This is a genomic window from SAR324 cluster bacterium (genome assembly GCA_015232315.1).
GTDB lineage: Bacteria > SAR324 > SAR324 > SAR324 > NAC60-12 > JADFZZ01.
In genome coordinates this window covers 14,640-39,361 of the sequence record JADFZZ010000017.1, presented here as the reverse complement: position 1 = coordinate 39,361, position 24,722 = coordinate 14,640, and the positions used below count along the sequence as shown (strand labels likewise).

At 44.6% G+C, this 24,722-nt stretch carries 23 protein-coding genes; 7 read left to right on the top strand and 16 right to left on the bottom strand.

Features of this window, described 5'->3' with window-relative positions:
- Window positions 1–105: 105 nt before the first annotated feature.
- The 4 genes from HQM11_12420 to HQM11_12405 are packed head-to-tail and all read right to left on the bottom strand — an operon-like array spanning window position 106 to window position 2,810.
- Window positions 106–480 carry a cytochrome c gene (locus tag HQM11_12420; GenBank protein ID MBF0351829.1) on the bottom strand — a complete coding sequence of 125 codons (375 nt, stop codon included), beginning with the start codon at window positions 478–480 and terminating at the stop codon, window positions 106–108.
- A 25-nt stretch (window positions 481–505) separates the two neighbouring features.
- Window positions 506–1,699 carry a hypothetical protein gene (locus HQM11_12415; protein ID MBF0351828.1) on the bottom strand — a complete coding sequence of 398 codons (1,194 nt, stop codon included), beginning with the start codon at window positions 1,697–1,699 and terminating at the stop codon, window positions 506–508.
- 24 nt (window positions 1,700–1,723) lie between these two features.
- Window positions 1,724–2,320 carry a YceI family protein gene (locus HQM11_12410; GenBank protein ID MBF0351827.1) on the bottom strand — a complete coding sequence of 199 codons (597 nt, stop codon included), beginning with the start codon at window positions 2,318–2,320 and terminating at the stop codon, window positions 1,724–1,726.
- The gene (locus HQM11_12405; GenBank protein ID MBF0351826.1) at window positions 2,304–2,810 is read right to left on the bottom strand and encodes a heme-binding domain-containing protein; all 507 of its coding nucleotides are present in this window, start codon (window positions 2,808–2,810) and stop codon (window positions 2,304–2,306) included. Before HQM11_12405 ends, HQM11_12410 begins: the two co-directional genes overlap by 17 nt.
- Window positions 2,811–3,265: 455 nt before the next feature.
- On the opposite strand from HQM11_12405, the gene HQM11_12400 reads away from it, so the two are divergent.
- The 3 genes from HQM11_12400 (at window position 3,266) to HQM11_12390 (ending at window position 8,347) form a co-directional block, all read left to right on the top strand.
- On the top strand, window positions 3,266–3,535 hold the full coding sequence (locus HQM11_12400; GenBank protein MBF0351825.1) for a hypothetical protein: 270 nt from the start codon (window positions 3,266–3,268) through the stop codon (window positions 3,533–3,535).
- A 295-nt stretch (window positions 3,536–3,830) separates the two neighbouring features.
- On the top strand, window positions 3,831–7,430 hold the full coding sequence (locus HQM11_12395) for a homocysteine S-methyltransferase family protein (protein MBF0351824.1): 3,600 nt from the start codon (window positions 3,831–3,833) through the stop codon (window positions 7,428–7,430).
- A gap of 59 nt (window positions 7,431–7,489) precedes the next feature.
- On the top strand, window positions 7,490–8,347 hold the full coding sequence (locus HQM11_12390; protein MBF0351823.1) for a LysR family transcriptional regulator: 858 nt from the start codon (window positions 7,490–7,492) through the stop codon (window positions 8,345–8,347).
- A gap of 216 nt (window positions 8,348–8,563) precedes the next feature.
- On the opposite strand, the gene HQM11_12385 is transcribed toward HQM11_12390, so the two are convergent.
- The 3 genes from HQM11_12385 to HQM11_12375 all read right to left on the bottom strand — a co-directional run bounded on the left by HQM11_12385 (window position 8,564) and on the right by HQM11_12375 (window position 12,739).
- Window positions 8,564–11,050: a carboxypeptidase regulatory-like domain-containing protein gene (locus HQM11_12385; GenBank protein ID MBF0351822.1), complete on the bottom strand. Its 2,487-nt coding sequence runs from the start codon at window positions 11,048–11,050 to the stop codon at window positions 8,564–8,566.
- A gap of 211 nt (window positions 11,051–11,261) precedes the next feature.
- Window positions 11,262–12,068 (bottom strand): hypothetical protein, encoded by an 807-nt coding sequence (locus HQM11_12380; protein MBF0351821.1) that lies wholly within the window; start codon window positions 12,066–12,068, stop codon window positions 11,262–11,264.
- Window positions 12,069–12,157: 89 nt separating this feature from the next.
- Window positions 12,158–12,739 (bottom strand): DUF4402 domain-containing protein, encoded by a 582-nt coding sequence (locus tag HQM11_12375; GenBank protein MBF0351820.1) that lies wholly within the window; start codon window positions 12,737–12,739, stop codon window positions 12,158–12,160.
- Between the two features lie 57 nt (window positions 12,740–12,796).
- Here HQM11_12375 and HQM11_12370 point away from each other — a divergent pair, with 57 nt between their 5' ends.
- Window positions 12,797–13,363, top strand: a complete 567-nt coding sequence (locus HQM11_12370; GenBank protein ID MBF0351819.1) for a cytochrome c — start codon at window positions 12,797–12,799, stop codon at window positions 13,361–13,363.
- A gap of 6 nt (window positions 13,364–13,369) precedes the next feature.
- Here the strand turns inward: HQM11_12370 and HQM11_12365 are convergent, their stop codons facing one another.
- The 5 genes from HQM11_12365 to HQM11_12345 all read right to left on the bottom strand — a co-directional run bounded on the left by HQM11_12365 (window position 13,370) and on the right by HQM11_12345 (window position 17,969).
- The gene (locus HQM11_12365) at window positions 13,370–13,921 is read right to left on the bottom strand and encodes a DUF4402 domain-containing protein (GenBank protein MBF0351818.1); all 552 of its coding nucleotides are present in this window, start codon (window positions 13,919–13,921) and stop codon (window positions 13,370–13,372) included.
- Between the two features lie 123 nt (window positions 13,922–14,044).
- The gene (locus tag HQM11_12360) at window positions 14,045–14,524 is read right to left on the bottom strand and encodes a DUF4402 domain-containing protein (GenBank protein ID MBF0351817.1); all 480 of its coding nucleotides are present in this window, start codon (window positions 14,522–14,524) and stop codon (window positions 14,045–14,047) included.
- A gap of 313 nt (window positions 14,525–14,837) precedes the next feature.
- Window positions 14,838–16,040 carry a signal recognition particle-docking protein FtsY gene (gene ftsY, locus HQM11_12355; protein MBF0351816.1) on the bottom strand — a complete coding sequence of 401 codons (1,203 nt, stop codon included), beginning with the start codon at window positions 16,038–16,040 and terminating at the stop codon, window positions 14,838–14,840.
- Between the two features lie 197 nt (window positions 16,041–16,237).
- On the bottom strand, window positions 16,238–17,443 hold the full coding sequence (locus HQM11_12350) for a D-alanyl-D-alanine carboxypeptidase (GenBank protein MBF0351815.1): 1,206 nt from the start codon (window positions 17,441–17,443) through the stop codon (window positions 16,238–16,240).
- A gap of 97 nt (window positions 17,444–17,540) precedes the next feature.
- Window positions 17,541–17,969, bottom strand: coding sequence for a hypothetical protein (locus tag HQM11_12345; protein MBF0351814.1), 429 nt, complete (start codon window positions 17,967–17,969; stop codon window positions 17,541–17,543).
- A 110-nt stretch (window positions 17,970–18,079) separates the two neighbouring features.
- Between HQM11_12345 and HQM11_12340 the strand changes: the two genes are divergently transcribed.
- From HQM11_12340 to HQM11_12330, 3 genes are read left to right on the top strand one after another with little or no spacing between them, the layout of a single operon-like run.
- A complete protein-coding gene (locus HQM11_12340; protein ID MBF0351813.1) occupies window positions 18,080–19,018 on the top strand; it encodes an AAA family ATPase in 939 nt (312 codons plus the stop codon).
- Between the two features lie 12 nt (window positions 19,019–19,030).
- A complete protein-coding gene (locus tag HQM11_12335; protein ID MBF0351812.1) occupies window positions 19,031–20,101 on the top strand; it encodes an ArsA family ATPase in 1,071 nt (356 codons plus the stop codon).
- 8 nt (window positions 20,102–20,109) lie between these two features.
- Window positions 20,110–20,448, top strand: coding sequence for a hypothetical protein (locus tag HQM11_12330; protein ID MBF0351811.1), 339 nt, complete (start codon window positions 20,110–20,112; stop codon window positions 20,446–20,448).
- Here HQM11_12330 and HQM11_12325 read toward each other — a convergent pair.
- Genes HQM11_12325 through HQM11_12310 form a run of 4 tightly spaced genes read right to left on the bottom strand, consistent with a single transcriptional unit; the run spans window position 20,434 to window position 24,651 of the window.
- Window positions 20,434–21,798, bottom strand: coding sequence for a CinA family protein (locus tag HQM11_12325; GenBank protein MBF0351810.1), 1,365 nt, complete (start codon window positions 21,796–21,798; stop codon window positions 20,434–20,436). The two genes, HQM11_12330 and HQM11_12325, sit on opposite strands and share 15 nt — an antisense overlap.
- On the bottom strand, window positions 21,782–22,669 hold the full coding sequence (locus tag HQM11_12320) for a phosphoribosylaminoimidazolesuccinocarboxamide synthase (protein MBF0351809.1): 888 nt from the start codon (window positions 22,667–22,669) through the stop codon (window positions 21,782–21,784). Before HQM11_12320 ends, HQM11_12325 begins: the two co-directional genes overlap by 17 nt.
- Before the next feature lie 14 nt (window positions 22,670–22,683).
- Entirely contained in the window at window positions 22,684–24,243 is a 1,560-nt protein-coding gene (locus tag HQM11_12315; protein MBF0351808.1) for a 2-isopropylmalate synthase, read from the bottom strand.
- Window positions 24,244–24,273: 30 nt separating this feature from the next.
- Window positions 24,274–24,651, bottom strand: a complete 378-nt coding sequence (locus HQM11_12310) for a hypothetical protein (GenBank protein ID MBF0351807.1) — start codon at window positions 24,649–24,651, stop codon at window positions 24,274–24,276.
- Between the last annotated feature and the right edge of the window lie 71 nt (window positions 24,652–24,722).

The following is a 24,722-nucleotide window of genomic DNA, read 5'->3' as shown; positions in this document are numbered from 1 at the left end:
GGGCAGGATTTGCAAGCGGGGTTGGCCACATTTTTGGCCAAGTGTCAAAAAAAGGAACACCCGTCTTTCGTGGCGGGTGGAAACATGGGGTTTGGGGCACTTGAACTATTTTACGGCAGTTTCTTCAATATATCGTGAAACCAGTTCTTTTTGCGCAACAGTCAGTTCGGGGCCGCCAGGAGGCATAATCGGTTCTCCTACAGTGACCACTTTATACAATTCTGAATAATCCGCCACTCCGGGATAGATATAGTTTCTGGTTTCAGTTTCAGTATTGGCCCAATCGTGACAACGGACGCAAAGTGGTTTTAAAACGGTATCATGCAGGATGTCAAAGGTCACAGGTGTGTCTGCGTCAATGGTCTGATATTCGGCGGTTTCATCAGTTCCTGTAGGCGCACAGGACGCTATGGTCCAAACAATGATTCCCACACTGACACAATATTTTGTCAAATTTTTATAAAATCCTGTTTTTTTCATAAATCATCTTTCCTCAGCAATGGCCTTAAAATCCGTTGTAAAAGACCTGTAGCATCAACATGTTATCCAGATTGGAGGCCGTATCATTAGTGAACTGATTCTGGAAAATAAAAATAAAACTCAGTTGTCCGGTGGCGCGTAGTGTGCTTCTTAAGGCGGTTCGTGATACCCCGGCCTCAAAAGGTGTTTCACGTTCCAGAGACTCCATGGTCAGCGCTGTTTCCAGATAGTCCATCGGATAGTAACTTGCCTTTAGAAAGCGAGTCCATTGTCCGAAACTGAGTCCTGTGTCCGCTAATTCCCGTTGCGTATGGTCCAACTCTGCCAATATCACGATGGATTCACTGAATGACAGACGAGTCATAAGGCCTGTCAAAGTGCGGGAAATTGCATCAGTGCGGCCTTTCAGGACATGTCCGCCAAAGGAATAATTTTTCTGAACCATCGGTTTATACTCAAAACTGAGCACACCTCCTGCTTCACCATTTCCCTCAGACTCCTCAGTGCTGGGTGCATAACCGACAATGGCATAGAGGAGTTGGGGTCCCCATGAATAGTATCCCAGTTGCGTCACGACATCATTCACATTCAGTCGATTGTATTTTTTAATGAAATAAGTGTGATCATCCAATCCCAGTCCGACAGGCAGCAAATCTCTGCCGAACGTGATTTCAGTTCCATCTTCTCCGGGTCGATAGCTCACCACGAATTTTCTGAGGATGATTTGTTTAAGGAATTCCTGATCAAACGTGTAATCAGAACCCGCCGGAGGAGGGATCTCGCCAATATTCACATTCAGGGATAAATTATCATTGAGTTGCGTATGGTTGAGGTAATCTCCCTGCATTGGAAAAGCTTTTCCGATTTCACCATGGGTCAAGGCCGCAAGTCGGACCTGAACGCCCTGATCCATCAAGCCGTCAAAACTCAATTTTTGTTTGAGTTCCGATTCTTCGTAGTCTCCTCCCTGATAGCTCAGGGCCTGTGCGATTCCCCGTCCATAAGGCGTCAACAGACCACCGCCGTGAGGACTGTAATGACAGGCCATGCAACTGAAATAATCATGCCGGATCATTTCCGGTTCAGCATGGGCAATTCCACTCCAGAAGGAGAGGAGGACAAAACCCGCGATGGAAAAATATCGCTGGATCCTGAATTGTTTATTGCTAAACAGTGTGATCGTTGTTAAACGCGGTCTGGGGAATATATTTTTTTTCATCGAACCTGCCTGATTATATTATTTCTACCATACCTCGTATTGAACTGTCACAGCGTTATTAACTTTTACTCCCATATATCCCGGAGGTTTGATCTGAAAGGCATCCAACAGGATAACCATTTGTCCGGAAGCTTTCCATGTTCCCTCTGTTTGTTCCACATGCAGTGGAATTGCTGTGGGCAGATTTCTTCCTGCGATTTCAAGTTCTCCATTGAGGGTGCAGTCACCACCCTTGATTTCAACCACACAGGAATTCTGCTGTGACTTGAACAGGATTGGCGGTTGTTGCCCATCCTGGGTCTGAAATATTTTTTCTTTCATGTGCTTGTCCCGCACTTTGATTCCAGTGGATAACGCCTCAAGAGGAATTGTGACTGACACCTCAGAAATCATCAAACTGGATTCCGTTGTTTGCAGAGTCAGCTCAAACAGCACTTTTTCCGGATCGGCATTCCCGTCAAATTGAACAGCGAACAGGTTGGTCTTCACGTTAAAAACGATGGCGGAATTGAGTTTCATTTCCTCGGCAAATGCCAACGAACTCAAGGTCACCATGCATAAAAAAAACAAAAAGGGAAGTCTACTCTGAGACAGGGCATGACGGCTAATCTTTATCTTCATCCTCGTCTCCCTCCTCGTCTTTGTCTGCGAATTCATTCACAACAAGCCCCAGTTTTTCCTGAGCCGCAGCACGCAATACCGCGATTTTATCAGGGGTTATTTCTGCGTTGGCGTGCATCCAGACGTAAGGCGTCAGGGGCATTTCACCACCCATGACTTCTTCCAGGGCCTTATCCATTTTTTTGAGACGTTTCTGTTCAGTCATTTTATCCCACAGGGAAAAATTCAGTTCTTTGCGTCCTTCTTCCACATCATGCGCAACCAGTGCTGAAACCACCGGCATGTAACTGTACCAGGGCCAGTTTGATTGGTTGCTATGACAGTCAAAGCAGGAGTCAACCAGAATTTTATCTGCTTCTGTGCCAAGGATCATTCCCGCATAATGTTCAGGCGGATTATGCTCTGGCACCATTATTTTTGCCGCTACCAGGCTGATGCCCCATACTGCGACGATTACTGTTACCGCGATAAATATAATTTTTTGTTTCATAAAGAATTCCTTTCATGAACTGTTGAGCGAAACGTCCTGTATCAAGACAGAAGGATACTCTTTGAAAAACCGCTATTTTTCAATCCGACAAATGACATAATCATATTTCACTGACAAGGGCTTCAAAGGGTTCCAGATCATCTCCGCTGAACAGATTACCCCCTCGAACTGGACGTTGATTCAATTGAACAGATAGGGAAGCTAATTTTAGGTGAATAAAGTGTTTGTGCTTTTCAGGAGGTATACGTATGAAACGTATCAATAATATTTTGGATGAAGAATTAATCAAATTTTACTTTTATCGCAAAATTGTTTCCTCTGATTACCGATATTGATCCCTGAAACTAAAACGGGCAAGACAGCGCAGAGGATTAGAGGGTTATCTCTCCCCTGGCCTAAAAACTTTTTTTAATATCCGCATCCTGTTTTTTAAAACTTTCGAGAGTCTTTTCAATATGCCAACCATGCTGTATGTCGAGGAATGGCGACTGTTTTTTTATTCCAAAGGGAAGGATGCTCCGCTTTATATCCAGTGCAATAAGCCACCAGCCGAAGGGCTTTTCTGGTTGGATATTGCTCATAGGAAAGTTCATGATATCAAAACTCAGAATGTTTCAGAAAAAGATACGAAATTCCTGAGTGATACCATCCTGCTTTATCTGGAATATATTCAGAAAGGTGAACAATTCTGTCAAAATTTTGAAGACGGTGACACCGATCATTGAAATTTTCTCAAAAAAACATATGATTTCCGCAAATTTTTGAAAGAACTCAAGAGTTGTAAGTTTTCAGTTATCAGCCTTCAGTTTTTTGTAAGTCATTAAAATTAAAAGTTTTATGAGTATCAAACTTTCAAAGAAACTTTTTGGCTTATATAAAAAATCATAAAAATTTCAATCAGTTCAAAAAAACTGAGAACTGAAAGCTGAGAACTTACCACTTTCGAGAAAGACCTGATATTTGCTCCTCGCCCTTTTTGTGTGTCCTCTCAATTGAATAACTAAAATATACCGGAGTTTTATGAATTTTCTGGAAGCGTTGAAACAACAGGTGATCGTACTGGATGGTGCGATGGGAACCATGATTCAAAACCTTGAACTGGGCCATGATGCCTTTGGGGGCGCTGCGTTTGGCATGCTGTCGGACATGCTCAGTTTTTCCCATCCTGATGCCATTCAAAAAATTCATCTGGCCTATTTCCGCTCCGGCGCTCATGCGGTTGAAACCAATACCTTTGGCGCCACACCTCTCCGGCTTCAGGAATATGATTTCAGTCAACTTGATACCAGTGCGTTTGCGCCAATTCCGCACGGATTTGATTTGAACCGGATTTCCTATGAAGAAATGGCCTATGCCATGAGTCGGGTTGGGGCTGAGATTGCCGTCAGGGCAAAGGCTGTCTATCAAAAAGAAGCGGATTATGATGGACGACCACTGTTTGTGATTGGGTCCATTGGTCCGTCCAATACGGTGCTTTCCAGCACCAGTGCCAATCTGCGCAAAGGAACCTGGGCGCAGGTGGAATCCAATTTTTATCATCAGGTGCTGGGATTGATTGACGGTGGTGCCGATGTGCTGTTGTATGAAACCCAGCAGGATATTCTGGAAGTGAAAGCGGCCGTGGCGGGTGGACTTCGTGCCATGAGTGAAAAAAAGATCAGACTGCCCATCATGGTGCAGGTCACGGTGGATCAATTTTGTAAAATGCAGATTTTCAACACCGATATTCATGCCGCGTTGACCACTGTGCAGGGAATTGGCATTGATGTGTTCGGCATCAACTGTTCCATTGGTCCTGACCTGATGCGTCCTACGGTGGAAAAGCTTTCACGTTATTCAAAACTGCCGATTTCTGTCATACCCAATGCAGGTTTGCCCACTTCTGAAAATGGCAAAACTGTTTACAAGCAAACCCCGCAGGATCTGGCCCGGCATCTGAGCCAATTTGTCAAGGAACTGGGCGTCAACATTGTGGGTGGTTGCTGTGGTACCACTCCGGCGTATATCAAGGCGATTTCAGATGCGGTTCGGGGAATCACCCCTGTTTCCAGAAAACTGGATTCCCGTGTTTATTTGTCAGGCCCCCAACAGGCGGTGGCGGTGGACAGTACCAGCAATCTGATCCGGATCGGTGAGCGTCTCAATGTGCGTGGCTCCAAAAAAGTAAAAGATGCCGTGGAAAATCCGGCAGGGGTGATCAATTTTGATGAACTGGAAGAAGTGGTCAATGAACAGGTCAAGGATTTGGGCGTGGACATTATTGACGTGTGCATGGATTCCAATGTTGTCAGCACTCCCGAGGTTCTGCCCAAAGTCATTCAGGCCATGACTCTGGATTTTTCAGGAGCCATGTGTCTGGATTCCTTCGATGTGGACGCACTCAAAAACGCGATTCAGGTTTATCCGGGACGTCCGATCGTGAATTCCATTTCCCTTGAGGAATATGCGCCGGGACTGAGCAAGATTGACGCGTTGGTGCCAGAAACAAAATTCCATCATCCCCTTTATATCGCTCTGGCGACTGACCTGGAAGGCCCCGCACTCACCGCGGACAAAAAAGTTGAACTGGCTACAAAAATCATGGAAGCCTGCGCGGTTCATGGCGTCACTCCTGACCAACTGCTGATTGACGTGAACGCATTTCCGATTGGCGCGGAGTCGATTGAAGGCATGAATTTTTCGATGGAATCGCTCAATTCCATTCCACGGATCAAGGCACTGCATCCTGATATTAAAACAACCATTGGGGTGGGCAATCTCACCAATGGTCTGGCAAAAAAACCATACATGCGACTGGTTCTCACCTCCATTTTTCTGGATGAGGGACGCAAACGCGGACTGGATGCGGCCATTGTGAATCCGAACCATTATGTGCCTGTGGAAAGTATTGACCCCAAAGACTATGAACTGGGACTCAAAGTCGTTCTGGAACGTGATATGGAAGCGTTTGCCCGGCTTGAAGAAATCGCGGAAATTAAAAAAGGCGGGACTGTCACTAAAAAGCAAACCTATGAAGATCTGCCAGACACCACCGCGATTTGTGAAAAAATCAAGGACGGTTTCAAGGAACGCATCGGCGGTTCTGTGACGGTGGAAGGATTTACTTATGAATATCAGGACAAAATTGTGGAACAGGCCGCCCGGGTGATTCAACACATGCAACCGCTGGATCTGATCAATCAACACCTGATGAAAGCGATGCAGGAACTGGGAGACCGGTTTGGCGCAGGAGAAGTTTCTTTGCCCCATCTGCTCAAATCCGCCGATGTCATGAAACATGTGATGGGGTTTCTGGAATCGTTCATGAAACGCAATACGGTTGGCGACGGAGGAATATCCTATAAAGGCACCATTGTTCTGGGAACTGTTTATCAGGATGTGCACAGCATCGGCAAAGATCTGGCAAAAACCTTATTCGAAAATTATGGCTACCGGGTTATTGATCTGGGCGTTCAGGTGCCGCTGGAAAAATTTATTGAAACCGCCCGTGAACATCAGGCGGACGCCATTGGCATGAGTGCGTTGCTGGTGCAAACATCCAATCACATGATCACGGTGTCACGCATGGTGCAGGAAGCCGGATTCTCCATTCCGTTGCTGATCGGTGGGGCACCGGTGAACCGGCGGCATGCAGGATATGTGGCTATGGCTGGACAGGAGGATCTCAAGGCCATCAAGCCCGATGTGTTTTATTGCGCTTCGGCCATGGATGGCGTCAATATAATCAAAGCCCTGCAATCCGCAGAAAAAGAACAGTTCATTGAAAAAAACCGTGAAGAACTGAAAACCTATTACGAACGTGCCCGCAAACAAAGTGAAAAGACAGAATCCCTGCTCAATACGCTTCCACGAAGAACCGTAGCCTTTGATAAATATCAGGCACCTCCAGTTAAATACGGGGTCACAGCCTGGCAATTGCCGTTGAGCAAATTGCCGCTGGACGAAAAAACGTTGTATGCGCTCAACTGGCGCCTTGGACGCAGGGATAGCTGGGAGAAAAAGGGGTTGACCCCGGAATCCGTTGACGCCATGAAACGAAAATGGATCACGTTGTGTGAAGCCAAACAATGGCTGGTTCCGCAGGGACACATCGGTTTGTTTCCCTGTCAGTCCGATGGTGACGAAGTGCTGGTGTATGCTCCCGAGGATCTCACACAGGAAATTGCCAGAATTGATTTCACCGTTGTACTGGGCAAAGGAAATCAGGATAAGTTTTCCGCGGCACAATTTTATCATCCTGTGAGTTCCGGCAAGTATGATGTGATCGGTTTTCAGATTTCTACAGGCGGAAATCTGGCAGAACAGCAAATTGAAACGTTCAAAGCGGAAGGCGACACCGAATCAGCCATGCTACTTCAGGGATTGTCCGACCGTGTGGCGGAAGACATGGCGGAATGGCTCCATGAAAAATTGCGGGAATTGACCAGCACCGTTCAAAGAACTGGCGCCCGTTATAGTCCCGGATACCCTGGTATCACCAATTTGCAGAACAACCGGACACTTTATCAGTTGATCCAGGCTGACAAACTCGGAATCCGACTGACTGATGCCCATGAATTCATTCCGACCGGAACCACCGGCGCCGTGGTGTGTTTTCATCCGGAAGCGGACTATTCCTGAGTGTGATGAGGGTTTAAGCCAGTGTCAGACACGTATGAACCTTTTCCCGGAAGGAGAATATGACAATTGACCAACTGAGAGGATTGATGGCTGTGGTGGAAAAAGGTAGTTTTCAGGCAGCGTCTGAAGGCCTTTACCGCTCACGGTCAGCCATCAGTATTTCAATCAAGAATCTGGAGGATGATTTAGGTTTTTCAATTTTTTCGAGAGCTCACTCAGGTCCCGTTCTGACTATTCAGGGTAAAGCCTTTTATGAAAAAGCCAGGCAATCTCTTGAGGCGATTGATAAGCTGGAAGATTTTGCGAAATATCTTCAAACCGGAGCTGAAGCTGAAATAACCATGGTGGTGGATTCATTGTGTCCACTTGCGGGAGTCATGACCATTCTGCATTTATTTCAGACCAGTCACCCCTCCCTCAAAATCAAACTCCGTATTGAGAACAACAAGCATATTCCTGAACTCCTGCTGAATCAAAAAACTGATTTTGCCCTGACGTATCTGAGTCAGTCCAACCCGCTTCTGGAATCGCTCAAATGGGTGACAATTGAGTTGATTCCTGTTGCCACACCGGCCTTTCCTCTCTCACATGCCAACGATGAAATAGGAATAGAGGAATTACAACCCTATGTGATGGTTCTGGTCAATCAAACTCTGGAAGATTACGTAGCCGCCTACCAACAGCAATTGACTACATGGATGGTCAATGACTTGTATGCGCAGAAACAAATCCTGATTTCAGCCTTGGGATGGGGCATCATGCCCACCCATTTTATTCAGAATGAACTCGCCATTGGAAGCCTGGTGCCGCTCAAACTGAAAAATTTTCAGAAGCCCTCATTTGATATTTCCCTGCTTCGCAAAGCCGGTGAACCCATGGGACCTATAGCCCAGGAAATCTGGACTACCTTCCAATAATTATTGGGTATTGGTAAGCGTTCAGCCGTCAGCTATCAGTTTTCAAGAATTATCAAGGCATGGAAGCCAAACGATATTTTCTGCTATGGAGTCATAATGCTTCTGAATTGCATTAATACTGAAAGCTGAAATTGTGTGTCAGCCCGGGATCAGTGCGAACACACAGGTTTGCCCCCTACGATTTGTGGCTGAAAAAGTGGCACTCCCGTCTATTTTTTATTTTTCCTGAAAAACTGGTGACGAATCTTCGTACAGCGGCTGTTCACGCAATACTTCATCGTCTACGCCCTCAAAGGTTATACCTGGAATCCAGTCCATACCTTCTTCCACCACAATCTGAACAGGATGGGGTACAGGTTTGATGCCTTTGACGCGAAGAGTGTATTTGCCAGGAATCAACCCTTCGATGAGAAAAAATCCATCTTCTTCAATCTTGCCTTTAGCCACTACTTCTAAATCAGCATCGACAGCTTCCACAAAGGCGGGATCTTTCACTCCAGCACCGACATTGACCTGTCCGTCGAGTCCTGTGCTCCAGGAGAGTTGAGGATTAAATTCTATATGGGTGGATGGACGAAACCGGATCATATCCCTTGCTTTTTTAGGAACCAATCCAACATCTAAAGAAGCAGGATCAATGGACACTTCTAACGTTTGATAAGGAGGAAGTCCGGTGATGCGGTATTCTCCATTTTCATTGGTAACACCTCGCTTGGATCCGGCCCGCACTACAACGCCCTGCAACGGGATGCTTTCAGCTTCTTTACGTTTGGGAATGGAAATTTTTCCGCTCAAGGTCCCGGTACCAAAATCACGGGGTTGATCAGGGCCGTTCTCCTGAGAAAGAATATCTGTCCATGAAACCTGAATACTTTGCTTGTTCTGGGTGGCATTGACGGTTGTGTTGAATTGATCTGACGGTTTCCACGCGATGGTTGCGGAGGCTGTCACTCGATTGTCGTCGTTTCTGGTGACACTCAGCGAGGCTTCCCAGGGGAAACTGTCTTTTCCCTGAAAGCGATAACTCATAGACACTGATGGAATGGAACTCAGATTCCGGGACACTCGATACCCATGATATTCGGTCGTGTATTCGCCCCCAAAGGTATAAGTTTCTAACACGGAAGGATCATTCCAGAATTTTGAAAATGCCGACTCAGAAAATAATGAAACAGGGGAGGATACCCGATACCTTACGCTCATGTTGAGTTTCTGTTTTGAAGTATTTTCCTGATAGTCTTCCGAAAAAAACCAGCTTCGCCAGCTCACATTATGCCCAACACGATAGTATTTAGGTGTCCGTTGATCGCCAGAATAAAAACTATATAAGGGGCTAAGTTCATCAAGAAAGCGTGCTTCCAGTTGAATCACGTGGGGGTTCAACCAGGATATGTTCGATTGAATTCCATAACTGAAAGTATTTGCTGTCTGAATGGTTTCGCCCAAAATTGTCATTCCATAAAAAGGTCTCAGTGCAATGTCACCGCCAAATGCGGTGACAGAATGTTGAAACCCGGTTTGACGGGTCAATGCGTCATCCGGCATCTGATAGCCGTGAATTCCGAGCGAAAAATTGCTCAATAAACCAAAACGGAAATCGAGATGTCCGATTTCCCCCAGAGGTGACTTGCCCCAATAAGCCTGGGAATCCCATTGAAATGGAGCAAGAATCAATCCGTTGTCCGGAGCAATACGCACCACATCTTCACTATAGGAACCATCAGGATAAAAGAATTTCAATGACATCATTCCTCCACCTTCAACCACCATGTCCTTGAACTGGTACAAGCCAAAACCTTTGGTCAAGTTCAGAAAATCAATGGTTTCAAAACCTTCAGACGCTTCGTCTTTTTTGACCACAGTACTGGCGAGTAAATATCCATTATGATACAAATCCACTTCTGTTCCTTCTGGAGCTACGCCTATCAAGCTGATATTCCCGACTCCCCGTTTATGTTCCAGGCGTTGTAAATGAACTGCGGAATTTAAAACGATGGACGGCATCATCACGGTAGGGCCCAACCTGAGATCTCCCAACTCGAAAAGATGAAACAGGCTTTGTTCCATGCGGGTATATTTCCAGGTGGAAAAACTTAAATTTTTCGCATTTTCTCCAGCGCTGGTCGTGTTCACATTCCCGGAAATCTGGAGCGTCCCCTGATAGAGATCGGCATTGTATTCGTAGGAAACCTCAGCATCCTGAACCTGAACACCCTGCTGGAGACTGTTCACTTCTCTTCCCATTCGTAGTTTGTAGCGCATTTCATTATGAAAGATCCCATCAGGTTCCATGACTGGAAGTCGATCAATCCGTTCTCTTTCTAACTGTGCTTTTCTTGATTTATCCCGTTGTTTTTCACGTTCACTGGCCAGATCTACCAGGGATGGGTATTGCGGCAGAAATTTCATGAAATAACGTGACAAACTCCATGTAATATCAGCAGGAATCCATTGATCCCATACGTCATAACGCAACCAGAGTTTATCCTCTGATATAACCAGTGCGTCTGCTGGAAATGTAACTGTGGTATTTTGACGAGAATTCCCAAATTGTGATTTTTTCCCGTCAATCCAATAATTTTGCTGGTAAAGGTGTAAAAATGCATGACAGGCAATTTTTGCGGTGTCACAACTTCCGGACATTTCCAACCAGTTAAACAGGATATCTTCAATGTTTAAATAGGGTCGTTCATCAGCATCCATGAGGACTCGATAAAAGGTATCGCCTGTTGCTTTGCGTACCTGAAAGGCAATAAAAGCCTCAAAAATATCATTAGAAGCAGATTCTTGGGGGGGTGCAGGGGGGGAAAGTGGGTTGTCCTCAGCTTGAACAAATATATTACAAGCTGTGACTAAAATCAGGCATAATATAAATATTCGTGTGAACTGTGCCACTCCAAAAATAAGGAAAAGGTTACTTGCTGATGGAACATTGACTTTTTCCTTCATCTTGTTTGGCTTCACCAGTCCCCCAGCGTATTTCCATTTTTTCAGGAGGGGAAAAATCGAACATTATTGGACGTTTACTTTCTCTCAGTGAAATCAACCGTTGTTTGGCAAGTGGGTTTTCCATGTTGGACACGTCATAAACGGCTACCCATCCACTATAACGCCATTTGCTCAGATTGATTGCGTTGATCTGCAGTTTTCCTTCTTGAGTCGTCTGACATTCCCATTGAAAGTCAAACTCGGGGTTTCCGATTCGCCCATAAACAGCCACGGCTGTTTCCAGTGAGATATCGAGTTTTATGCTCATCCCCTGTTGTTGGCTATCCGTAGGCTGAGGTGCGGTTTTTTGATCTCCCAGCGTTTTTATAAGCAAATGCGCACGGTAATCACCCGGTGTTAAGGTGCGGTTGGGACGAACTGAAATGCGTATATTTCTTCGTTCTCCCGGTATGAGTGCTAGCACTCGCGGGCTGACCAGAATGACTGATGAAATATCTTCTTCTTCCGCAGTGAGTGAGCGCAGGTGAACTCCCGCAGCCAATGATCTTGAATCAATTTCAAAATAAAGGGGCCGAATGAACAGTCGGATGTTTTCATCACCGCTATTGATGAGTAAAAAGGTCTGTGTCCCGGGACGAGACAAATCAAATTCCACAATTCCAGGGGCTACTGTGAAATTTGCTTTACTCCATGCAAGTGGGGAAAATGCAAGATAACTGCCAATAATGAGGGCTATTGCTGATATTTGTTTGAGCCGATTTATAATCTGCATGATCAAAACATCCGTTAATGTAAAGAGTTGAAATTGAATTAGATGGGCCACCTCGTTTAGCAGAAATCTACTAAAAACCTGTCAAAGAATTATTTGTAAACCACTCTCAAAATCAATTGTCCCAGGTAGGCACCCGGGACGGGTTGGTTCTGAAGTTTGGCTGTTGCGCCGATTCTCATATTGGTTAACATGCCCTGTGCGTTCAGATAGCCTTCACCGCCTCTTCCATGGTCTCTCAACGAACCGCCATAAGTGAACCTCATGACCTTGATCACTCTGTCACCGGAAGAATTAGATGAATTCTGAGTAATATCTACAGGATACATATAGGTTTCATCATGCAAAATAAATACCCTGACTTCCTGATACGGGAAACCCTTCACATCAAAAACGGCAGCGCCTGAATCCTCAGGGTCTACGATGATGTCATTATTGTCTGTATTTGAAACAACGGTCGGAAAGCGCAAATCGCTACGTTCTTCAATTCTTAAACGCCAGTAATGCTTATTTCCGTGGTCTCTATTGTCATAATCATCATCTTGGGCTTCCTCATGTTCGTTATCGTCATAGTCATCATCTTTTTTGGGGAGGGCTGGATGTCCTGAAGCCAAAAAAATAATCACGATCAAACTGAAAATTGCCCAGATTTTATTAAATTTTTGTACTTTCATGTTTTCCTCATTATTGGCATAACCGTTTGACAATCTTCTTCCAAACAAAGGATCAATATGCGAAAATCAAGCCCTCTTGTATATAAAACTGTTTTGATGTTCATGTTGTTGTGTGTGCCACTGATTACCAGTGCTCAGTCTACCGAAGATGCACAAACTCGCAATGTTACTCTACAAAAAACTAACCTGAATAATTTGATCAGATATCGTGGCATGGTCATGCAAATCAAGGGGATGCATACACTGACACTCAAATATCTGATCCGGAAGCATATCAATGCCCGTCCCCAAATCATTGCGCATGCGGAATCGTTGCAATTGATGACCGATGATCTTTTGCGTCTGTTTATGGTCAAAAGCATCAGTCCAAAATCCAGAGCTAAAGAGTCAATCTGGGATGCCGAGGGACGTTTGTCTCCAGAATTTGAGGAATTGGCAAAAGTTATGAAGACTGAGGCTCTTAAACTGATTGAAACCGTAAAATTTAAAAGTCAGCGCGAGATCCTGCAACAGTTGAAATTGTTTGAAGAACGTGGCTGTAAGGAATGCCATTCACGCTTTCGTGGAGAAGGAACGCCTGATCCAATTCCATCCTATGAAGATGAACTCCAGTTAGAACCTTAGAGTTATTTAATTATACAGAACCCTGAGTGTGAGTGATCCAGAATATTGACCATCTGCGGGAGTATCTGTAAATTCTGCCGTCGCGCCAATAGAGGTAGAGATACTTGTTTTAGATGAGGAAATGACGCCCTGTCCATCATGTCCCAAGCCACCACCTAATTTGAATTGATTGATTTTAACATTGTGACCACCATTAGCGTTGAACAGTGATACTTCTGTTTCTACAACTATGGCTCGTATCAAGGTATTCTTTTCGCCGTTAATACTCAATCTCGCAGCACCTTGCTGGTCGGGTTCAATAGTAAAAGTGTGTTTTGGCTTAGATGCAATACCGCCAGTTTCAGTGAGGGTTTCAGCCTTTATCATTTCTTCCGGGTTTATGGAAAAACTCAGAATTTCATCTTGATTGATTTTTAGTACAGGCAGGATCTCCAGATTTACAGAAAATAACTCATTGGTGGCAAGGGATAATTGAGGTAAGGATACAAAACAGATAAAAGTGACAACAATGAAAATCATTGAATTTTGTTTTATATACCAAGATTTGCTGATATTCATTTTTACTCCCATCTATCAACAGATTTAAATTCGAAATTACCAAAAAAAATGGCATACAGGTTCAGTCTGTATGCCATTTTTATATAGGATCAGGCTACAGGGAGCATAGCCGATGTCACATGATCAATTATAAACGACCCTAAAGGTCAATGCGCCGGAATATTGCCCTGATTCAGGATTTGCAGGAATATTCGCGGTAGCTCCTACTTTAGCTCCAGTCGCACTACCGGAACCATTCAAAGATACTGAACCGTTTGATGCTAAAGCACCACCAAAGGTGAATGTATTAATCGTAATGGTGGTCTGACCAACAGTCATTTCAAGACTTGGTTCCACGATAGAGGCGGTTACTCCCGCATTAGGCTCTCCCGTGATGTTAAAAGATGCCGCGCCTGAATCATTTGGACCAATAGCCACTTGTTGTGTGCTGGTAGACGCTTCGGTTTGAGGGAATGTCAATGCACTGGTTTCAGAAATGGCCAAGGCTGCAACAATTCTGATTGAAGCATTGAAGGCTTCATCAGCCGCATGTAATACGGGTGCTGAAATCATACCAATCAAAGCTGCTGCAACTACTTGTGTACTCAACATTTTTCGTTTCATAGAACCTCTTAAAAAGAATTAATAAAAAGTATAGTTTTTTGAACTGTTGTAACCATATATCAAAAAAATAATTTAGAAAAGTAAATTTTTCTGACAATATTCGTAAAATAAATTAACGGTATTTTAACCTTCACGTTTAAATACCATTAATGGTGCTCCCTGAAATCCCGAAAAGCAATAAGTAAACCATTTGTGTGAGGCGCCAACATTTTAATGAGTATCATTTCAACATTCCTTTGAGAGACTCACGACTTTGTAACGCTGCAAGAATAATTTGTCGTTCAACAGGGAATTAAAAGCAGATTGCAGCATCTCAGGAGAACAGTGATTCTGTGAAGGCCTGCGGATCAAATTCTCTTAAATCTTCAATGCTTTCGCCGACACCGATATAACGAACCGGAACATCAAATTCATTAACGATGCCAATCACCACGCCGCCTTTGGCTGTGCCATCAAGTTTGGTGACAACCAGACCGGTCAGTGGCGCCACTTCCCGAAATTCGCGGGTTTGGAAAATGGCGTTCTGTCCTGTCGTCGCATCGAGTACCAGCAGAACTTCGTGGGGCGCGTCCGGGATCACTTTTTTGATCACCCGGATCATTTTTTTTAGTTCTTCCATCAAGTTTTGCTTGGTATGCAGTCGGCCTGCTGTGTCGCAAATAACCACGTCATAGTTTTCCTTCACGGCCTTTTCAACAGATTCGAACATGACTGAGGAAGGATCACTGCCTGCCGATTTCGCAATAATATCACATTGGGAACGCTTGCTCCATTCCGTCAGTTGTTCAATGGCCGCGGCTCTAAACGTATCCCCGGCTCCAAGCAACACTTTTTTTCCCTGCTTCTGATATTGGGAGGCAAGTTTACCGATCGTGGTGGTTTTGCCAACACCATTGACACCGACGAACAGATAAACCTTGGGTTTCAGCGATGAGGCATCTTTCCCGGGATAAGTCTTGCTCATGATTTTGAATATTTCCTCCTTGATGCTGTCTTTCAATGAATCTGGCGACTGTAATTCCTTTCGTTCTACTTTTTGGGTAATGGCTTTCAGAATTCTATAGGTTGTTTCCGGGCCAATGTCCGCGCTGATCAGGACTTCTTCAAGTTCGTCCAGCACATCATCATCAATTTCCTTTTTACCAAGAACAATATTTCCCAACCCCTGCATGAAACTGTCCCGGGTTTTGCCAATGCCTCGCCGCAGTCGTTCCATGAAATTCACGGGTGCGGGTTCTTCCAGTTTTTCTTCAATGATTTCTTTGGTCAGGACTTGCTTTTGTTTCCGCTCCTGTTCCCGTTTTTCAAGTTCTTCTGAAATCTGTTTTTCCTGCTGGCGAATTTGCTGAATTTTATGTTCTTTGCGGGCTTTTTCAGAGGGAGAGGGCTCTTTGTCTCTCAATGCTTGTGGTGTTAATTTCTCCAGTTCTTTCAGTGCGGCTTCCGGCGAGTCGAGTTTTTGAAGCAAACTGGAAACACGAAGAATAATGATAATCCGAATGAGGCTGGCAACCATACCGACAGTGCCTGCGATTCCCAACGCCAACCATGCGTATGATTCAAACATCTGAGTCCTTATGTGAGGAATAAAATTGTGGATAAATGGATTTTCACAGGGTACGTCCACAGAGTTTGGAATACAAATCCGGGAGTAGTTGTTTCAAATTCGGAATTCTATAGCCTGTTATGGGCGTGAGTTACAAGTTCAACATCTCATTGAAAAGTTCGATTTTCGCTGAAATTCCTGATCAATAAATCAAGGATCTGGTTTCGATTATTTTGTGATTGATTGAGGATGATCACAAAATAGATATAATCCTTCTGGAAAGGTAAATAACCCGCCAGGGAATAAACCCCCTTGAGTGTTCCTGTTTTCAGATAGATTCCTTTTTTTAAGGAAAGCAACGTCATATGCGGACGGAATGCTTTTAAAACCGTGATCATCCAGCGGGGATCGACCAGATTCTTTCGTGAAATGCCGGAAGCTTCGACAAATTGAGGATTTTGTGCTGAAAGATAATCATGAAAATAGGTGTTCAACGCACTCATGCCTTTTTCAAGTGTCGCAGGTTCCCCCTTTTGCCTCATGCCAACGGTCAGCATCAGTTGATTTGCGGTAAAGTTATTGGAATAGTGCAGCATTCCCTTCAGCGTTTGTGTCAGAGGATTGGGATTATAAAATGTCAGGATAAGTCTGTCTTCAGGTTTCACACGATCTTCCCGAATAATACCGGTCACACGATAATTTGCCTGCTCCAGGAAAGCTTTAAACAGTTCTCCCAGGTAAGGAAGAATATGCTCTGGTGTTGGGGAAATATTGATGCGGTCGGAACCGTAAGGCATCGGTGCGGCGAGTTTTCGGGCCAGTGGCGTGAGCGGTGTTTGTTTTTCAGCAGAAATAACACTGCCATCGTTACGCTTGATGACATTGATGGTGTTGAAGTTGGTGACAAGCGCGCCGTTTTTCGCATCATATGGATTCAAAGATTGTTCCACACCATCTATGTGGATATCTGGACTGAAGGAACTGGCATCCAGCAGAATATTCCGGATGATTTGTGGGAATTCGGGCGTGTTTTGTAATTGCGTAACAATCTCTATCCATTGTTCTGAAACAAGAAACGGATCCCCATATCCCCGGACCAACACATCTCCGTCAGAGCGCAGGTAAAATTCCGTTTTAAAATGGTAATCAGGTCCCAGAAAGTGCAGTGCGGCCAATGAGGTCGCAATTTTGAGAATGGATGCCGGAACTTGCTCTGAGGAGCCTTTCTGGAAGGAATAAATAGTTTTTTCATCATTGGCAACCAGAACACTGCCCCGGGTGATGTAGCGTGAAATTTCCTGATCAAGAGAATTAGCCCATGAAACAAAAGAAAAAATGATCAGCCACCAGGTGAAAAATCCTCTGATAATCATGAATCCTCATTTCCGGAATGAGGAAAAACATGGATGGAGTGATAAAGACTTTGACGGGGGAATGCCATAAACAATGATAGATGTAGCGTTGAACAGGTTACTGAATGTCTGTTGTCATCAGTTTATTGTACTGTTCTTTGTAAATTGCAATTAAATTTCCACGATCATCATCTGGCAGATTGGCCCTGATCACTTTTCGCAGATTTTTATTCATGTCATATAAATTCTTCCATGCAAGGAAATGTGACATGGCTTTATCTTCACAAGTCCTGACAGATTTTGCTGTGATGACAGAATCATAGGAGAGATAATATGCTTCATACAGCAGATTGGCATCACGCCGTTCATAAAAAATGGCGAGGTTTGCCTTGGCTTCATTATAAAGCTGAAAAGCATCATCCACTAGTACTGAAGCACAGGCCATTTCCACTTTTTTAGGGACAAACGGTTGCGTCAATCTTTGCAGTTCAGCACAACTGCTGAAGATGATTGTTGAAAAAATAATCAAAAATGTCTGTATTTTCATATTCCCATTTTGAAATGAACACGTTAAGGAATAACTTCGTAGCCCAATCTCTATCTGTTAGAGACTCTTTAATTTGTAATCGGCAGTTTGTCAAAAAACTTGAGGCTATTATGTCCAAACCTGTTTCATTTATTGGTGATCTGAACAGCCTGTTTTCCCGGCAATTGATCATGGTTTCTGGAAAAGGCGGTGTTGGAAAAACCACACTGGCTGTGTTTCTGGCTCAAATGGCGGCAAGCCAGGGAAAAAATGTTTTGCTGTGCCATATCAACCGGGTCTCGGAAGAACCCTGGGAGGAAGCTTATCTGTCAACCCATCCCAGAGTATCCCGAATTTCAATCACGCCCAACTCCGCGATCAAGGAATATGTCATGCTCAAGCTCAGGAGCGAAAAGCTGTATGATATGCTGTTTGAAGGCGCCAGTGGGTTGAGTGTTTTGCGCAGGGCCGCTCCAGCCTTGAATGAGCTTGTCTTGCTGGGAAAAGTTTATTGGGAATGCAAACAGAAGACACTGTGGTTTTCACAAAAGTGGGACCATGTGATTGTGGATATGCCCGCAACAGGACATGCCTTAACCATGCTGAATATTTCCAAAGTTGTTCGTGAAATTTTCATGAAAGGTATTGTGGCGCATGAGACAGCCAAAATGGATGAGTTGTTTTCTGATCACTCAAAAAGCTGTATGGTATTGTCAGCGTTACCGGAGTTTATGGTCATTCAGGAAACGCTGGAATTCGCAAGAACCCTTTCAGAATCCATGAATATTGCGCTGGGGCCCTTGTTTTTGAATAAAATCCCTGAAAAAACATTTCCTCCATCTGTCGAGACTCTTTTTGAACAGCACCGTCAATCATTGCCACCACAAGCACGGGATATGGTGGACTTTTTCAAGAGCCGTTTTGATATGTCCCAGGAATATCAGGCCTATCTGCAACAAAATTGCAACGGACCTATTTATACCTTACCCATAATTTATGGTGGGACCAGCAATCCTGAATTTTTTCATTTGATGGAAACAAGGTTGTTGAATTACTGGATGAGCCGATAGAAAGGAGTCGTTGTGTCAGAATTACTGAATCAAACATTGAAAAATCATAAAATTGTCATCAACTGCGGTTGTGGTGGTGTGGGAAAAACAACCATCAGTGCGGCTCTGGGAATCCGGGCCGCTGAAATGGGACTCAAGGTGATTGTCCTGACCATTGACCCCGCAAAACGTTTGGCCGATAGTCTGGGAATCGGTTCCATCACCAATGAACCAAAAAAAGTTCCATTGACGAGCGGTGTTCAGGGTGAAATGTGGGCCATGATGCTGGATGTTCGTGATACCATTCGTAATCTGGTGGTAAGGAACGCAACATCTGAGCAGCAGGTAAGAAACATCCTGAACAATCATATCTATCAGCAGTTGAGTCATAGTATGGGTGGCGGACAGGAATATGGCGCGATGGAAGGATTGTATGCGCTCCATCTGAAAAATGAATATGATCTGATCATTCTGGATACCCCCCCGTCACAGCATGCTCTGGATTTTATCAGCGCACCGCTCAAACTGAAGGAATTCTTTGGGCAGTCTGTTTTGAAATATTTTCTGGAAGGACAGAAAGAACAGATTGGACGCTCTCTGGCTGGCAAAGGGGGAAACCTGGCGCTGAAACTTTTTGAAAAATTGACAGGATCTCATTTTCTGAGTGATTTATCAGATTTTCTGGGGAATTTTCAGGGAATGTATGAGGCCATCCGCGATGAAGCCGAGCAGGTTTCTGACTTATTGGCCAGCAATGAAACCGCATTTCTGGCCGTTTCAAGTCCTGAAAAACAACAACTCATTGAATCTTTTTCTCTCACCCGAAAATTGTTGGAGTTTCATCTGCCCTTCAAGGGACTTTTGATCAACAAGTGCACACCTGAATTTAATTTTTCATCCAGTGCTGAAATTCCCCATGAACTGGGACAGGCTCTGGAACGTTTATTGCTGAACCATCAGAAGCATGTCAATCATGAAAATGATATGATTCGCTCAATCATTGGCGAATTGCCTTCGTCAGTTTTTATTCAAAAACTTCCAATATTTCCCCGTGATGTTCATAATATGGAAATATTGATGGAATTGAACTACACAATGGATTGATGACAACTATGGAAAACAAGGAAACCTTCCATCTGATGGCCGTCCCCCGTCATTTTACCCAGGAGGTGATTGATGCTGGTGGGAAATTTATGAGAATCAAAAGCAACAGACTGGATCCGGATCAACTTCAACTGATCCAGTGGAATAACACCCCGGAACCCATGATTCATATTCTGGATCCTTCCCAGCATCGTGACTATGAAATGCTGGGAAGCCTTCATGAAGAGGATCTTTCACTATGCAAGGCTGTTTTTGAGCAGTCCCGAGGGGAAGGATACCATACCTTTGAAGGAAATATTGAACAGGTCGGATGCGCTGAATGCCGCATCAAATTATTCAAGACCTGACATTTGCATGGTTTCCGGTTCTCGCAATAACTCCAGCAGAAAATTCAAGGCCTGGATCGCAAACACCAATTGATGCTCCCGTTTGCTTAAAAATACCGACCCAAGGATTCTTCGGTGGGACATTCGCCGTCCCACAATCACACACAAATAGCATTCGCCATTTTTAGGACTGTGATGCCTGTTGTCAGGTGGACTTGCCATGCCTGTTTCCACGACAACAATATTCGCGTTGCTCTGCCGTTTGAGCGCTTTTGCCAGTGTCTGGGCCATTTCTTCTGATACTGCCGGAAATTCCATGGAGGTTTTTTTGAGCAATCTTTGTTTGGCCTGCGGACTATAAGCCACCACGCTTTCACTCAGATGCACTGACGCTCCCGGAATTGCCGAAAACGCTGCGGACAGGTTGCCTCCTGAGGATGTTTCCACAAACGCAAGGAGATGTTCGAGATTGTCCTGAGCACGCTGATCAAGGGTTTGTTTGACCTGAAGGCAGAATTGGGCCAATACTTTCTGCATGTTCCAGCAACTGACTTCCCATTCATTGAGAACCACATTGGATTGAGACGTATACAGACCATAAGATTTGACAAGCTTGGCGCCTGATTCAGAAACCAGGTAAAACATGTCATGTCCAGCCTGAACATTTTTTCTGATTTGAGTGGATGAAAGCTGTAAAAAAACAGAAAGTTCCGGTGGCAGAATTTCCAATTGCAGAAGCTGAAACTTCAGTTCTACTTTACGGTTTTGCTGTACGGCTTCTATCTCGTCGTTAATCGCATAATCTTCCCGGGGAATGACTAAAAACTCACAGGATTTTTTAAATTCACCGAGATCGGCGTCTGTAAAAATCTGCGGATTGTTCATTCTGTGAATCAGATCCGCACCGATAATCATTTTGATGGGATGCATGCGAGACGCCAGCGTCGCCTGCTGCCGGATGTAACCCAGATGGTCAATAATCCGAAATATCAGATCCTGATCAAATTCTATGGTGGAAATCTCCAGTATTTTAGCATTCACTTGAAGGGCATAACCATTTTTTTCAGCAATCTGCGCCACGCAACTGTTTTGGGGATCATTGAACTCCCGGATCAGATTCTGTAGAATTTCCAGTCGGATATTTTTGTCGGTAATCGGCCCTGTTTTTGTCGGATCGGGATGTTTTCCGTTGGACAGAATCAGGACAATCCGTTTAATTTCAGGAAATTGTCGCAACACCAGTTCAGTCATCATCAAGTGATGAAATCCTGAAGGATTTCCTGTTAATAACAGAAAAGCGGTGTATTGAAGGTCATACTCCGGGGCTGTTTTTACGCCTTTGCCAGGCGCTTTGTTATTTGAGGAACGCACTGGTCAACTCCGCAACAAGGGCATAGTTATCAGAAACCATTCTCAGAGGATGCCCATCTCTGAAATTCTGTTTATCCAGTTGTCGTTTGGGATCACCTCCGGGCCAAATCCGCCAACTGTCGTTGTCAATGACATCCGCAATCACCAATTGGCCATCTGTTTTTTTGCGGCCAACCTCGATTTTGATGTCACACAGCACCACCGGGCCATGTGCTGTTACCACGGTTTTCCAGGCGTTTTCCAAAACCTGGAAACAGGGAAGCATGAGTTTGTTGACAATGAAGGACAATTCCTCTGCGGTACAGACCGGTGTGGTTTGCATCAATGTATTCGTCTGTTCTACAGGCAATTTGGCCGAGTGCAGAAACCAGTCCTTGCCTTGAATACGCAGATAAGGATCGGTATAAACACCTTCAGCCCAGACTCCATCTTTCAAGTATTTCGCTCTGGCTTCATTTTCTTCCATCTGTATGGGGGCCGGTGTGAGTGGCGACATGACCACGGCCCATTTGTGAAAGAATTCACACTTTATCTCATCAAAGCGATATGGTTCGCTTCTCTGATATTGGGGTTCCCGTTTCAGAAAACTGCCCCAGGCGTATCGACGCATGACCAGTTCCAGTGGGAGCATATCGCAGTCCTGACATAACAGCGATGTTTCGCTTTCCTTCCTGATAAAGGCCGTTGGAATGTTATGCCGGGTCAGTAAAGAAAATACATTTGCGGTCTGGGTTGTTTTGTGAGTTGCGATGCCTGTGATGGTGGCCTTTTTCGCGGCATCACCACCTGTGAGTTCATCCTTGGTGACCATGATCAGGGTTCCGGGTTCAGAACCGGGAATCAGTCGTTTTGTTTTTCCTTCCAATGCCATAATAATCCTTGTTTTCAGTTTTTGGATGCAAGAGTGTTCAAAGACGATTGACGCATGAGTTCCAGATTGAGCATTTTCATTGTAGCATTCACTGCGGCCGCGACCTGGTCAGAATCAACGCCAACTGTTTTAAATCGGAGATCCTCCGCTTTCCAGGTGACGGTGGCTTCTGTGAGCGCGTCGGTTTTCCCCCCTTTGGGAATACGTACTTCATAATCTATCAATTCAGGGCACTTGATTTTCTCTTTTGACAGAACTTTCTTTACGGCAGACATGAAAGCGTCATATCCGCCATTTCCAGAGCCGGTTTCCAGATAAGAATGTCCATCCATTTCCAGATGTATCGTCGCAATCGCTTTGAGATTGTGTCCACTGGTGATGGAACTGTTCAACAGTTGGATACGATCCTGTTCGCTACTTTCCAGAACATCTGTAATGATAAAGGGTAGATCGGCTACAGTGATGACCTTTTTAGAGTCACCAAGAGAGACAATTCTTCGCAGAACCTTGTCAAAGTTTTCTTCAGACAATTGCAGTCCGAGCTGATCCAGATTTTTCTGCAGAGAAGCCTTTCCACTCATTTTCCCCAGAGCATAGGTCCGTTGCCGACCAAAACGTTCCGGTGTGATGGGATTATGATAAAGATTGGCTTTTTTGTCACCGTCAGCATGAATTCCGCTGGTTTGAGTAAAAACGTCTTCCCCGACAATTGGCGCATTGGACGCAATCCGTTTTCCAGAAAAATTCTCAATCATTTCGCTGAGAGCTGTCAAGGTTGTTTCATCAACCGACAATTGAGCATTGAGCTTGTCTCTCAACACAACGACTACTTCAGCCAGCGACGCGTTTCCCGCGCGTTCGCCCAGACAGTTCATCGTGCAATGGACACTTCTGGCACCGGCTTTCACGGCAAACAGGACATTGGCGGTTGCCAGACCATAGTCATTGTGTGGATGAAAATCAAAATGAGCCCATGGAAAACGGGTCACCATGTCATGGATGCTGTCATAAACTTCATAAGGTGCCATCACCCCCAATGTGTCGGGCAGCATGAACCTGGTAATGCCTGAATCCTTCAGTGATTCCATATACTCATAGACATATTCCGGATTATCACGGTAACCATTGGACCAGTCTTCAAGATAGACATTCACAGTCAATCCCTGCTGGTGCGCATACTGAATGGTTTGCTTGATGGCGGATATGTGTTCTTCCAGAGTTTTTTTGAGTTGGTGGACACAATGCTTCTTGCTGCCTTTTGTGAGCAGATTGATGGTTTTTCCTCCGGCTTCAGTGATCCAGTCCACACTGAGTTTATGATCGACAAAGCCTAGCACCTCAACTTTTTCCAGCAGATTTTCAGTTTTAGCCCACTGGGTGACATGTTTGACCGCTTCTTTTTCGCCATCAGAAATTCTGGCGGACGCAATTTCGATACGATCAGCTTTCAATGATTTCAGGATGACTTTGGCAATATTGGATTTTTCAGCGGGGGTATACGATACACCCTGGGTCTGCTCTCCATCTCTCAGGGTGGTGTCCATGATTTCAACAAACAACTCTTTTTTACTCATAAGGGCTACTTTTCTTAGATCAATTGGGATTTATTTCTTGATTATATAATGCATCATCATGCTGACAACAAGGAGATAGGTCAGAAGATAATGCGATTGTGTCGAAAAACTTTGCGGATCTGTTCCATATAAAAAAACGGCGATTCCTGAAATTATCAGACCAAGCCCGGAAAACAACTGTGCAAACCCTGAAACTGAAACCAATGAAATGGCTTTGAGCCGTTTTTGATGAATCCGGAGATGATCCAATGAATACATGGGGAAAATGACTAAAAACAGCATTCCGCCCCAGTTGTGGGTGATTTCAAGACCACTCACCACCGCCTTCCAGGGGAAGATTTCGGGGGATCTGAGCAGTATTCCGGAAATACCCAGAAAGCAACTGCAACTTACCAGTAAAATGCGCATGATTCTTAATCCATAGAATGACAGCTTATACTCTGTAAAAATCAAATATTCCAGCACTCCTTTTGAAGCTA